11 protein-coding genes are annotated in these 12,425 nt (G+C 63.8%); 3 read left to right on the forward strand and 8 right to left on the reverse strand.

Annotated features, from left to right (window positions below):
* Window positions 1-211: 211 nt before the first annotated feature.
* On the forward strand, window positions 212-490 hold the full coding sequence (locus FFS37_RS36700) for a DUF736 family protein (protein WP_137935464.1): 279 nt from the start codon (window positions 212-214) through the stop codon (window positions 488-490).
* A 59-nt stretch (window positions 491-549) separates the two neighbouring features.
* Here FFS37_RS36700 and FFS37_RS34995 read toward each other — a convergent pair whose 3' ends face one another.
* The 6 genes from FFS37_RS34995 to FFS37_RS35020 form a co-directional block, all read right to left on the reverse strand.
* A complete protein-coding gene (locus FFS37_RS34995) occupies window positions 550-1,083 on the reverse strand; it encodes a hypothetical protein (RefSeq protein ID WP_137935456.1) in 534 nt (177 codons plus the stop codon).
* Window positions 1,084-1,372: 289 nt separating this feature from the next.
* Window positions 1,373-1,792, reverse strand: a complete 420-nt coding sequence (locus FFS37_RS35000) for a hypothetical protein (protein ID WP_137935457.1) — start codon at window positions 1,790-1,792, stop codon at window positions 1,373-1,375.
* Complete coding sequence (locus FFS37_RS35005; protein ID WP_057143280.1) at window positions 1,782-2,042, reverse strand: type II toxin-antitoxin system prevent-host-death family antitoxin; 261 nt, start codon at window positions 2,040-2,042, stop codon at window positions 1,782-1,784. Before FFS37_RS35005 ends, FFS37_RS35000 begins: the two co-directional genes overlap by 11 nt.
* A 63-nt stretch (window positions 2,043-2,105) precedes the next feature.
* Entirely contained in the window at window positions 2,106-3,047 is a 942-nt protein-coding gene (locus tag FFS37_RS35010; RefSeq protein ID WP_137935458.1) for a DUF2493 domain-containing protein, read from the reverse strand.
* A 247-nt stretch (window positions 3,048-3,294) separates the two neighbouring features.
* On the reverse strand, window positions 3,295-4,350 hold the full coding sequence (locus tag FFS37_RS35015) for a DUF7146 domain-containing protein (protein WP_137935459.1): 1,056 nt from the start codon (window positions 4,348-4,350) through the stop codon (window positions 3,295-3,297).
* 12 nt (window positions 4,351-4,362) lie between these two features.
* Complete coding sequence (locus FFS37_RS35020; RefSeq protein WP_137935460.1) at window positions 4,363-8,859, reverse strand: strawberry notch family protein; 4,497 nt, start codon at window positions 8,857-8,859, stop codon at window positions 4,363-4,365.
* Window positions 8,860-9,043: 184 nt separating this feature from the next.
* On the opposite strand from FFS37_RS35020, the gene FFS37_RS35025 reads away from it, so the two are divergent.
* On the forward strand, window positions 9,044-10,237 hold the full coding sequence (locus FFS37_RS35025) for a DUF1173 domain-containing protein (RefSeq protein WP_137935461.1): 1,194 nt from the start codon (window positions 9,044-9,046) through the stop codon (window positions 10,235-10,237).
* Window positions 10,238-10,272: 35 nt separating this feature from the next.
* Here the strand turns inward: FFS37_RS35025 and FFS37_RS35030 are convergent, their stop codons facing one another.
* Window positions 10,273-10,956: a transposase gene (locus FFS37_RS35030; RefSeq protein WP_232375912.1), complete on the reverse strand. Its 684-nt coding sequence runs from the start codon at window positions 10,954-10,956 to the stop codon at window positions 10,273-10,275.
* 292 nt (window positions 10,957-11,248) lie between these two features.
* On the opposite strand from FFS37_RS35030, the gene FFS37_RS35035 reads away from it, so the two are divergent.
* A complete protein-coding gene (locus FFS37_RS35035; protein ID WP_232375913.1) occupies window positions 11,249-11,644 on the forward strand; it encodes a hypothetical protein in 396 nt (131 codons plus the stop codon).
* Between the two features lie 182 nt (window positions 11,645-11,826).
* Here the strand turns inward: FFS37_RS35035 and FFS37_RS35040 are convergent, their stop codons facing one another.
* Window positions 11,827-12,285: a DUF1419 domain-containing protein gene (locus tag FFS37_RS35040; RefSeq protein WP_269750981.1), complete on the reverse strand. Its 459-nt coding sequence runs from the start codon at window positions 12,283-12,285 to the stop codon at window positions 11,827-11,829.
* Window positions 12,286-12,425: the final 140 nt, after the last annotated feature.

A 12,425-nucleotide genomic window follows, 5' to 3' on the forward strand; every position in this document is an offset into this window, starting at 1 on the left:
CAGAAATCGAATTTTCCTGAATATTCGCCGAGTGTACCCCCAACGGGGGTTGACCGCACAAAGCAGGCGGTCGTCTACAAAGGCGACATGAAACGGGAATGGCCCCGGATGCGACCGAAGGAAAAGAACTCAGGCCGCCATCGCTAGACCGCCGACGCAACGGTGCCGGATCGCAGGAACATGATGCAGCCTCTCGGGTCATGTCGTCGGCATTGCCAACACATCGAACAGCAGCCCGGCGCGTGACCTCCTTGCGTGTTCGGAATGGCGGCATAGCGGTTTCGAGATCGGAGCCGGCTGGCAGCGAACTTCACGCCCCTCGGGACGATACCGCGCAGTCAGGTTGGATGACCCGGCAAGCCAGGATGTTGTTCGGCAGGCTTGCACCCGCTTCAGAGGCGAGACGGGTCAAGATGATCATCCGCACAACGCCCGGCGGCTCTGCGCGTGGAAAAGGGGCCGGCTCCGTCCGCTCATACAAGTGGATTAGGCGGCGAGGAGCCGGATGAACATAAGGAACCCGCCGGGCTGTCGGCTGGACCGCATCCATCATCCTGGCAACGCCAGACGCTCGTCCGGCATCATGCGGGCTTCGACCTGGCGGCGAATGTCCGGATCGACATGGCGGAGGATGGCGCACCAGTCCTCCACATTGTACGTCGTCGCCATCCGGCCCCTGGCCAGATCATAAATGACGCACGGCTTGTTTGCGATGGCGAGCCGAAGCACGTTGACGGCCGTGCCGGGTGACGCGCCGTCCCAGACCATCATGCCAAAGTCGGCGCGCTGCGCCATCTCCCGGTCCTTTGCGGCTTGGAACCAGTGCTCGTGAACTCCTTCAGGAGAAGGAACATGGTAGGCGGCCCAGTCGCCGAGATTGTTTCGGGGTTCCTTGCCGGCATGGAAGACCCCGACATGCTCGTACTTGTACCCGGCGAGCAGGCCCTGCGCCTCGGCATCGGCTCCAGGCGCGTCGCCAACCAGCACGCCGTGCTCGGTAGCAACGATTGCGCCGATCCGAGCGATGGCAGGTTCCGGCAGCTCGAATATCTCGCGTGATCCGCCTATGAATATCATCGACATGGTGGCTTTCCCTTCTCTCCAGCGCCCCCGCCCCGCGCCGGCCGCCCTCTCCCCTGATCTTGCGCTAGGGATCGTCACCCGAAGGCCGAGACGGCAAAGCCGCTCGGGGAGCGGCGGGACGCCGCGACGAGAGCCCGGCCGGCCGCAGGCCGGCGCGCCCGGACCTTGCCGCTGCCGGAGGCGCTAGGCGCATCTGGCTAGTGGCGCTTCGCGCTTGGAGCTAGTTGTCTTTGTCGGCCAGCCAGAGGCTCACGTCCTGGATCGAGCGCATGGCCGCGAAAAGAGAACGTCAATCCAGACGGCTGACGCGGCGGCCCTCGCTGCGCGCTTCGATAAAGGCGCCTGCGATCTTCATCATGAATGCCTTGCTGAACCGACCGAGGGGCTTGCCGTCGGCTTCGATGTACCAGGAGCGTTCGGCAATATCGTAGTTGTATTCGTCAACCACGATCCAGCAGCGTTTGAGATCGGTCAGACCGGCGCGCCGACACTCGATAGCGGAGACTTCCAAACCGATCCGATCGCTGGTCGGTGGCTGAGTGGTTATCGCCAGGAGCGCGAGATGGGTCAGGCCATCTCTTGCGCCGCGGACAGCGATGACCACGCAGGTCGGCCGGCTCTTGCGGCCTTCCGTTTCGCCGCGCTCGTGTTGCCATGCCCAAAGATAAGGATAGGAGATCACCTGACCAGGCAGAAATCTACCGCTCATCATCGTATCCTTCCCCGCGCGCCAAGCGGTCGATCTCGGCGGCGAAGAGTTCCGTGTGTTCCTCCGGCATCTCGGAGACATGGTATGCGCGGCGGGGATCGCCGCCGATGCGCATCCGTTCGTAGTGCTCGTAACTCATCAGCACGAACCGGGGTTTCCGGTGCTTGGTAAGGATAACGGGTTCGCGGCTGGCAACGTCGGTGACGTCGCCGACCTGCTTGTTGAGATCCCCCGTCGTGAACTGGCGCATGGCTGGACTCCTTGATCAGTCTCCATATTATCTGGATTTTCTTGATTTGCAAGAAAACGGCGCTCACGCGCCGCCCTCCGCGAACCGCCAGACGGGGATGCCCAGCCGACGCGCCTTGTCGGCAAGGTTGTCGGTGATGCCGGAGCCGGGAAAGACGATCAGGCCGTAGGGCACCACCGAGAGAAGCTGGTCGTTGCGGCGGAACGGGGCTGCCTTGGCGTGCCTGCTCCAGTCCGGCTTGAAGGCGATCTGGGTGACCTTCCGGTTCTCGGCCCAGCAGGCCGCGATGCGCTCGGCACCGCGCGGGCTGCCGCCGTGGAGCAGAACCATGTCGGGATGCTTCTCGCGGGCCTTGTCGAGCGCGTCCCAGATCCGGTCATGATCGTTGCAGTCGAGGCCGCCCGCGAAGGCGATCTTGGTGCCGGCCGGCACCAGCACCTCGGTTTCGGCGTGGCGACGGGCGGCGAGGAAGTCGCGGGAGTCGATCACCGCCGCGGTCATCGCTTGGTGGCTGACCTTGGAGCCGGTGCGCGGCCGCCATGCCGATCCGGTTTGTGCCTCGTAGAGGTCGGCGGCCTCATCGCGCATGATTTCGAGCACGTTGCGGCGCTCGATATAGGTGATGCCTTCGGCCGTGAGCCGTTCGAGATCGACCGACTTCACCTCGGAGCCGTCCTGCTCCTGCTGGCTCGAACGCTGCGCCTCCTCATTGCGGTCGAGGCTGCGGGCGACACGCTCGGCGGCACGGTGGAAGACGTTTGCGAAGGACCAGAGCAGGTCGTCGAGATCGGGTTCGAGCCTCGTGTCGCCGAGCATGCCGGCGAAGGTTTCCACGATCCCGGCGAGGCCGGCCCGGATCACTTCGTCGTCGGGAAGTGGCCGAGGATCAGGTTCGTCCTGATGCGGGCGATGGCCGTACATCTGCAGTTCGAGGATGACGCGGTCGGTCGGCGAGGAGGCGTGGTAGGGCTCGTAGCCGTCGTCGAAAGGAAGCTCGTAGGTCATGGCGTGTCTCCGTCGGTTGTGGCCGCGCCTATCGCGGCCTGACAGCGCATCCCGGCCGCGCGCCGGGCGCGGCCGCACCGAAGGCCGGAGCGCGAGCGGAGGACGGCGAAGCCGTTGCGGCCGTGACCGGGGGGTGGCAGGGGTCGCCTCTCAGGCAGGCCGCGGGCGCGGCTTCTCTGGTGGAGCGCCGCCATGTCTGCAGGCTGTCCGGCGACGCCGCGCCGGCCCGCGTGCCGGCCCGACGCGTTCATCCGAGCGTCAAGAAGAGACGGGCATCTTCCGGGACGAGCTGGTCGCCGAGCCATGCCGCGAGACGGGCGGGCCCGAGATGACGCAGGTCGTCGTTGAAATCGCCGAGCTGCGGCCGCAACACCAGGGCGAGGATTCCGGCTTCGCCGGCTCGCTGGCTGAGACGCTCGATGCCGTGCCGGCCGGCGGCATCGGCATCGGCCGCGATGTAGAGGCGACGGCAGCCAGGCGGGAGCGTCAGGCCGGCGAGGTGGTTGGCCGAGGTGGCGGCGGCAACCGGCAGCGCCGGCATCACCACCTTAAGCGACGCCATCGTCTCGAACCCCTCACCGGCGGCCACGACCGGGGCGGGCACACCGGGCTCAAGGCCAAGCCAGATGCCGTTGCCCAGGAGATGACCCAGTGAGCGGCGTGGATCGGCGAGTTGCGCCTTGCCCTGACCCGAGGGATCAAGCCAGGTGCGTTGCAGGCCGGTGATCTTCCCGTCGAAGCTGGTGATAGCGGCAATGAGGGCAGGAAGGGTCCGCGTCTCGCCGGTCACGAAATCCCGGTAGTAGCAGCCGGGATGGAAGCGCAGGGCGCGCTCACGCACGGAGAGCAGAATGCCGCGGCCGGCGAGGTATCGTTCGGCCAGCGTGCCGGCGATCGGCTGCGACATGGCAAAGAGGCGACGCGCGGCGTCGGGGGAGCCGCGTGACGCGGCAGGCTGGCGCTGCGCGCCAAGGGACTGGGGCGCAGGCTGGGGCGATGGCAGCGGCATGGAGAGGAAGCGACGTGCTTCATCCGCGACCTCGCGGAAGTCGACCAGACCACAACTCTGCTCGATGACGTCGAGCAGGTCGCCATGTTCGCCCGACGACTCGTCGACCCACTTTCCGGCTGCCTTGCCGCCCACCGCCTTGAGCCGCACATGCATGGAGCGGCCGCGCGTGTTGCGGACATCGCCGATCATCCAGTAATTGCCGGAGCGATAGCCGTTGGAGAGATATTCGCGGCACGCCGCCTCGGCATGTTCGCCAAGGCGGCGCGCCAGCTCGGAGGCGGAGACGGTCATAATCGTCTCCCCTCACGCCGCTGACGCGCGGTCGGTGACGCCGACCAGTGTGTGGCGGTCGAGGAGCTCGGCGAGGATGGACGGCCCTTTCTCGCTCGTCGGGATGAACAGCCGGAGTTTCCACGAGATGATCTCGGAGATCAGGCCTAGCGCCTTCAGCCGGGGAACAAAAGCGTCGGTAAAGCCGATCAGCTCGATACGGTGGTCGTTCATGACCCGACTGCGGCGCAGGATCAGGCCATCGGCGAGTTGCAGTCCGATCCGTCCGTCGACGAGTCCGGTCCAGGCATCTTGCGGCGCGAGCGTCGGCACATGATCGAGCCCCAGATTGCGCAACATGGTCGCAACAAGCGTCGGCGCGATGTGACGGCCGATAATGCGTTCGCCGGCATCGGTCTGGATCCGGTAGACTTGGCAATCATGATCCGGCAAGCGGCGCCAGATCGGCAACAGCAGACCCGTCACGATGTGAAAGGTGCTGGTGGTGAACTCCGGGACGGCGGCGACTTCAGCCTGCCAGAGGTCGCAGAACAGATTCCGGTCGGCCGGCAGCCAGTGGGTTTCGGCAAGGGCTTTGAGACCGAAGCGCAGTTCGTCCGTCGGCCGCAGCAGGCGCACTCGCTGCTCTATCGCGCCGTCGTCGAGCATCAGGCTCGCCGTCGGCAGCTGTATCGCCGCACGGTTCGACCGCGTGTTGACCAACAGAACCGATGGCGGTTCCGCCCGGACGATGGCTAGCGCGTCGACGAGGCTGAGCGGCCGAATTCGATCCTTGCGTGCGACGGTGAGCACGTGCGACTGCGCGCCCGAGACTGGGTGCGCGTAGACGGTGCGGCGATTGGTGACGATGATGCTCTCCGCCGTGATCGTCTCCAGGCCTTTGTCATAGGAGCCGGCAGCGATCGCGCCTTCGACCTTCGCCGTCATCAGCTGTTCAAAGACCTCGAACAGCAGGTTTTGGGTCTCGATCCGCAACGCCAGTAGGCGATTGAGCCAGGTCGTGATCGGCGGCAGTTCGTCGAGCAGCCCGCCCTCGTCGGTCGTCAGCGACAGCCCGGTCACGGTTTCGAAGGTGGTGAGCGAACAACCTTCGATCCTGCCCTGATGCAGCAGCATGTAGAATTGGCGAAGTGCGGCCCGCGCGTAGGGGCTTTCGAGATTGTCCTCGGCACGGAACAGCCCTGCCCCGCCGGTCTGGCGCTGGCCACGCGTGATCGCGCCCAGTGTGTCGAGCCGTCTGGCGATCGTCGACAGGAAGCGCTTGCCGGCTTTCACGTTCGCGGCCATAGGCCGGAACAGCGGCGGTTGCTTCTGATTTGTGCGGTGGGTCCGTCCGAGCCCCTGGATGGCATTGTCGGCGCGCCAGCCGGCTTCGAGCAGATAATGCTTGCGCAGCCTCTGGTTCCTGGCCCCGAGATCAGCGTGGTAGGAGCGGCCTGTGCCGCCGGCGTCGGAGAAGATCAGTACGCTCTTGTCGTCATCCATGAAACTCTGGGTCTCGGCGAGATTGGCAGAGCCGGGGCGGTTTTCCACGGCCAGCCGGTCGATGCCATCGCGGCCGGTCTTCTTCACGATGCGCCGCGAGCGGCCGGTCACCTCGGCGACGGTGTCGGTGCCAAAGTGATGGATGATCTGGTCGAGCGCGCTGCCGACCGGCGGCAGCGAGGCGAGTTTTTCGACCATCTCGTCGCGCCGGCGAACGGCCTCGCGGCATTGAACCGGATTGCCATCTTCGTCGTGGACAGGCCGCGAATAGACGTTCCCTCCCGCGTCCGAATATTCCTCGAACAATTGGGTTGGGAAGGAGTGCATCAAGTACCCGCCGACGTACTCGCGCGGCGTGACGTCGACATGCAGGTCCGACCATTCCTCGGTCGGGATTTCGGCAAGGCGTCGTTCCATCAGCGCCTCACCGGTCGAGACGATCTGCACGACCGCCGAATGACCGTCGGCGCGATCCTGCTCTATCGCGCCGATCAGGGTCGGCGTCATCATCGAGGTGATGAGATGACTGAAGAAGCGCTGCTTGGTGCTCTCGAAGGCCGAGCGCGCCGCCGATTTTGCGTCGCGGTTCAGCGTGCCGGCCTCGCTGGTGATGTTGGTCGCCTCGAGTGCGGCGGTCAGGTTGTTGTGAATGACCTGGAACGCATCGGCATAGGCATTGTAGATGCGGATCTGTTCCTCGGTCAGCGCATGCTCGAGCAGGTCGTATTCGACACCGTCATAGGAGAGCGAACGCGCCGCATAGAGGCCGAGCGATTTGAGATCGCGGGCGAGCACTTCCATCGCCGCGACACCGCCATCCTCGATCGCGGCCACGAACTCGGCGCGGTTGGCGAATGGAAAATCCTCGCTGCCCCAGATGCCGAGGCGCTGCGCATAGGCGAGGTTCTCGACCGCGGTCGCGCCAGTGGCCGAGACATAGACGACGCGGGCGTCAGGCAGTGCATGCTGGAGCCGCAGGCCTGCCTTACCTTGCTGCGAGGGAGCGAAGTCGCCGCGTTCGCCTTTGCCGCCGGCGGCGTTGGCCATGGCGTGGGCCTCGTCGAAGACGATGACGCCATCGAACGATTTTTTCGCCGCCGACGGGTTTTCTCCAATCCCCGTCTGGCTTTGGGCCCTCCCCGCCTCTTGGCCCACCCAGTCGAGGATCTGGGCAATCCGGGATTTCTTGCCTTCCCGCTCCTGCGAGCGGAGCGTCGCGTAGGTCGTAAAGAGAATGCCTTCGGCAAGGCGGATCGGCGTGCCCTGGCGAAAACGCGACAGCGGCTGCACAAGAAGTTTTTCCTGGCCAAGTGCCGCCCAATCGCGCTGTGCGTCTTCCAGCAGCTTGTCCGACTTGGAAATCCAGATCGCGCGGCGTCGCCCCTGCAGCCAATTGTCGAGGATGATGCCGGCGACTTGCCGTCCCTTGCCGCAGCCGGTTCCATCGCCCAAAAACCATCCACGGCGGAAGCGGACAGCGTTCGCAGCCCCTTCTGGCGCGGCCGAAACGACATCCCAGGTCTCGTCAACCGTCCAGGTGCCGGCGAGATGGCCACAATGCGCCTCCCCGGCATAGATGACGCTTTCGAGTTGGGCGTCCGACAGCAGGCCCTCGTCGATGATCGCATCAGGAAGGAGCGGCCGATAGGAAGGCTTTGGTGGCGCAACGGCGGCCATTGCCGCCGACTGCACGAGCGGCGTCGGATGCGGCTTTGCGCGGGGAATGTCGATCGACTGAAGCGCGTAGGGTTCGTAGATCGTGTCGGTGAGCCGGCCGCCCTCTTCCGGCATCCAGTCGCGCAGCTCATAGGCGAGGGGGACAGCCGGCGTGCTGTTCGCCTTGACCTGGCGGGCGGGCTTCGCCTGCGCAATCGGGCGGACCGCCGTTGAGACAGCGAGGGGTGCGGCTCTCGCCCCCGATCGGCCGCCCATGTGCATGGCGGCATTGCGCGGGATGACGTTGGACAGCGCGCCGATCGAGTCCGGAAAGCCGCCCGGTGTCCGGGGCGGCAGAGCCGTGATCCAGGCGAGCAGCGTTTCGACATCAGTGGCCTTGCCCGGCGACCGGACGAAGCTTTTTGGATCGGCCGCCGGTACCTTGTCGATAATTGTCAGGCGGGTCTTAGTGGTGGTTCCATGGCGGGCGTAGACACGGCCATCGATCGCCGCGGTGAAAATGACGGTGCCCTGCTGCTGCAGGCGCTCGAAGGCCGGCCGCCATTTGGGGTTTTCCGGAGACAGCCCGGTGCCGGTGATGGCGACCAGGCGCCCGCCGGCGCGTAGGCGTGCGAATGCGGAGGAAAGATGCCGCCATGCGGCGTCAGTGACATGGCCGTCGACATAGGCGCCGACGCTGAACGGTGGATTTATCAGCACGACGGACGGCTCGATGGCCGCGTCGAGATGGTCGTCGATATGGGCGGCGTCGTGCCGCGAGACGGGGAACCGGGGAAACAGCAGGCCGAGGAGATCGGCCCGCGTCGCGGCAAGCTCATTGAGGGCGATCGAAGCGCGCGCCATCTCGGCATGGACGGCGAGCAAACCGGTGCCGGCCGAAGGTTCGAGAACCAGGTCGCGAGATGCGATCGCCGCGGCGTGCGCCGTGACGAAGGCGAGCGGCAAGGGCGTCGACATCTGCTGCATGGCCTGGCTCTCGTCGGACCGTCGCGTATGGGTGGGAAGAAGATCGGCGATGCGCTTGATCATCGCCTGCGTTGCCTGGGGCGTGGTGGACCGGGACAGGATCGCAGGGCCGAACCGGCGCAGAAACAGCACCTGGGCGACTTCGAGCGCCTCATAGGCGTCCTTCCAGACCCAGAACCCCTGAGCATCGCTGCCGCCAAAACTGGCCGTCATGGCAATGCGCAGTGCGGCGGTGGTGATAGGCTTGCCCTGTTCGAGAAACGGCAGAAGCCGCATTGCCGCCTGATAGATCGCCTGGGCGGTGTCGATGGCGTCTTGTGCCGGTGCGGCGAGGGAAGCAGCCGTGCGGGCAATGGTCGAGGTGGTCGAAACGATGTTCATGGAAATGTCCTTCGCGAGAGGGGAGTGGCGCCCGGGCCGGCACTCTCTCCGCGCCAGCCGGGCCCCAATCTTCACGGCTCCCCTCTCCCTCTGGCGCTGATGCAACAAACGGGTTGCGCTCCGCGCAAAGCCAGACTTGAATGCCCGGACAGGGATGCGGCGGCGACCTGGAGCTGTGGAGGGGATGCGACGGTTCAAAATTGGCAGTGCGGTCTATGAGGAGGGAGCGCCCGACCTGCAGTCGGCGCTGGCGAACGCCTATGCCCGCAGCGAGCGCCCGCTGTGCCTGTGCAGCGAGCCGGGCTGCCAGATGTACATCGCCCGCATCGGTGACCTTCATCTGATCAAGCGCATGCCGCTGAGCGGCGGCGGGCATGATCCGTCCTGCGATTCATATCAATCGCCTTACGAACTGTCCGGCCTGGGCGCCTTGATGGGCAGCGCGGTACAACTCGATCCGCAAAGCGGGATGGCGGCCCTCAAGGTAGACTTCAGCCTGTCGAAGACGGGGAGCCGGGCGCCGTCCGTGCCTGCCGGGCAAAGTTCCGCCAGCGTAACGGCCGATCCTAGGCGGATGTCGCTGCGTGGCCTGCTTCATTATCTCTGGCACGAGGCCGAACTGACGGTCTGGACATCGAGGTGGGCTGGCAAGCGACATTGGTGGAATGTCCGCTGGCATCTGCTCGAGGCAGCCGGGCAAATGACAGTGAGGGGAGGACCGCTCGCGGATATCCTGTTCGTGCCCGAGCCATTTCGCGCCGAGAACAAGCAAGCGATCGAGCAGCGTCGCAACGCGGTTCTTACACCTGCGCTCCCGCCGAAATCCGGCCCCCGAAAATTGCTCGTCCTGGTCGGCGAGGTGAAAGAGATTGTTCCTGCTCGTTCCGGTCAGAAACTTGTCATCAGGCACCTGCCCGGCTTTCCCTTGATTATCGACGATGCATTGCACCGCCGTTTGCAGGCACGTTTCGACAGAGAGTTGTCGCTGTGGGCAGCGGATTCGAACTCACATCTGATGGTGATCGCGACCTTCGGACTGAACCTGGCCGGCCTCGCCATTGTCGAGGAGATTGCCTTGATGGTGGTCTCCGAGAACTGGATTCCTTACGAGACGGTCCCGGAGAAAAGGCTCGTCGATGGGCTCGCCCGCCTTCGCGAGAAGAGCGTGAAGGGATTGCGCTTTGACCTGCAACCCGACCAGCCGATCGCCAATGCGTTACTTCAGAACAGGGACGAGCCGATAGCGCTCTTTGTCGTTCCGGCCGGAGCGGGCGAGAACTACGAAGCGTCGCTCGATGAAATGATCGCCGCGCGACCGGAGATCGGCTCCTGGGTGTGGCGGGTCGGCGAAGGCGACATGCCGCCGCTGCCGCTCTGAGCGTCGGCGGAATTTCCAACGTGGCTCAGTATGTCTTACGCAAGGCCCAGCTTCTTCTTGAGCTCGGCATTTTCCTTGCGCAGACGGTCGGCAAGCAGGTTCTTGAGGCGCTTGTTTTCTTCTTCGAGCGCGACAAGGTCACGGAGATCGCCGCTGTCCGAAGCGGGCGCCACAGCCCTCTTCCAATAATAGTAGGTCTGCTCCGATATGCCGGCCTGGCCGACCGCAATCTTGCTGGTCGCGCCGGCAGCGATCGATTTCTCGATCTGGGCAAGCTTGTGGGAGCGTTCCTTCTCGGAATATGTCTTGCGGGCGGTCTTCGCTGCCACCGGAGCTTCTGCCGCCGGGGGCGCGTGTTTCGCTCCGTTCTTGCGGACCGGCTTTACGAGCTCTGCCTTCGCTTTCTTTGCTCGCGGAACTTTCTTCTTGGATTCAGGCACTTCCACTTTGGCTGGCGCTACTGTCGTCTGAACAGTCTGAGCGTCCTGAAAATCGGCCATCATATACTCCGCTTGTGGTGTTTCCCCTTCTTCAGCATCAAGGGGTCTAATACTGAAGTCAATGACCTGGGAATTTGGCAGCGGAGCAGCATGAGCCGGTTGCGTCATCTCCGTGGCAATCTTGGACAGGTCGAGATCGCCCCAGATCGAATGGCTTGGCTTCTGCTTACCGCGCCTCTGTTTCATTTCCACGATGAATGGCCGGATCTGGCGCTTCATAGTCTGTTCCTTGATATGAGCATGACTTGCAAGCCAAGTCGCAGTTCGTGTTAGCGAGTACCCGACGTATCATATCGCTTTCGCCGTGCTTTATCGGAGAAGCCCCGCAACGAGCAAGCGGTGTGTCATGGGCCTAGGGCAATCGGCTCAATCAACGGGGGCAAAAATGCCTACCGAGAGAGAGCTGCCTCATACACGCGATGCTCAGGCGTCTAGCCGGCGGAGTGCGATGACTGTGCACAACCCGGCTGGACCGATTGCAATCCTTATATCCTTGGGAACTAATCTTCTCATGGCGGCGGATGAGCTGGACGCGCTTGTTTTCGGGATGGCGGTCGACAGCGTTCGTGCGCTTTCTGTTCCTTTCGCGGAAAAAGTCGCGGAAATCGCCCACAGAAGCCACGGCGTCCTGCTTTTCAATTTGCGCATCGATGGCGACATGGAACTTCAGCGCGTCGCCGCCATCCGGTATCCAAGCAATCAGACAGGGGTTCTGGTGCTGGATAAGCAGGGCTTGTTGACCAGCCATTGCATGGTCAATGGCACTTTCTCCAACTTTGTCGCTCCGTTGGAGGACTGGAACACGCTGCCGCTCGCAACACAGGCCAGGACGAGTATCGCCGGCCCGGCCAGCCTGTTCATCGGCGCTTTACGCAATGCCGGGTACTTCCCGCGTGGCAGGCACTGAGCAGACGTTTTTCAGAGGGCCGGATGCTTATTTCCTCGTGGCAGTTGGCCATACGGTCTCGAAGGTCTCAACAGCTGAGGATGGACGCGGTTGCATCCATTGAGCGAAAGTCGGTCACCGTGATGGAGAGGTTTCGCCGTCGAGGCGCGGTTCTCATAGACATCCATCGTCGCCTTCCTTCGTCAGCTCCGACGCAATCGCACTTTGGACAGGAACTCGTCGATCTCGAGATCCGACAGATCATCGAGCAGCTTGAAGACAGCATCATGCCTTCCGGCGTTAACGAGAATCGTGCGTTTGCCGCGATGCTCGGCCCACCCGGTCTCGGGCTCTGCGTTGCGGGGGATTCCCCTGAGCTCGACAGGGGTGATGTTCCAGATCGCCTCGAGCTTTTCCGAGCGGGTCATGCTGTCGCTCGCGCCGGTCTCGTGGGCGATGATGGCGGCGCGCATCTTGTCTGGCGACTGGCGATCGGTGAGATCGCAGAACCCGTGAAACCAAGGCTCGCGGCCCCGGATCCGGATCGCGAGGAATACGCTGGTGACGTTGCCGGCCTTATACTCCGACATTCCGAACATGCCGGTGCGCATGAAAAGCGGCGGCAACAAATCTAGCATGAAGTGGTATTCGGACGCGGTGATCTCGAACTTATGTGCTGTTCAACATAAGTTCGAATATGTTGCATAGACGGTTATGTTGCGGCCAAGCCTATAGATCAGTTCAATCGCCTTTTCGGGTCGCATATAGGCAACATAATTTTCATCGGTGCGCCCTGCCTGCA

The sequence above is a fragment of the Mesorhizobium comanense genome, assembly GCF_005503535.1.
GTDB lineage: Bacteria > Pseudomonadota > Alphaproteobacteria > Rhizobiales > Rhizobiaceae > Mesorhizobium > Mesorhizobium comanense.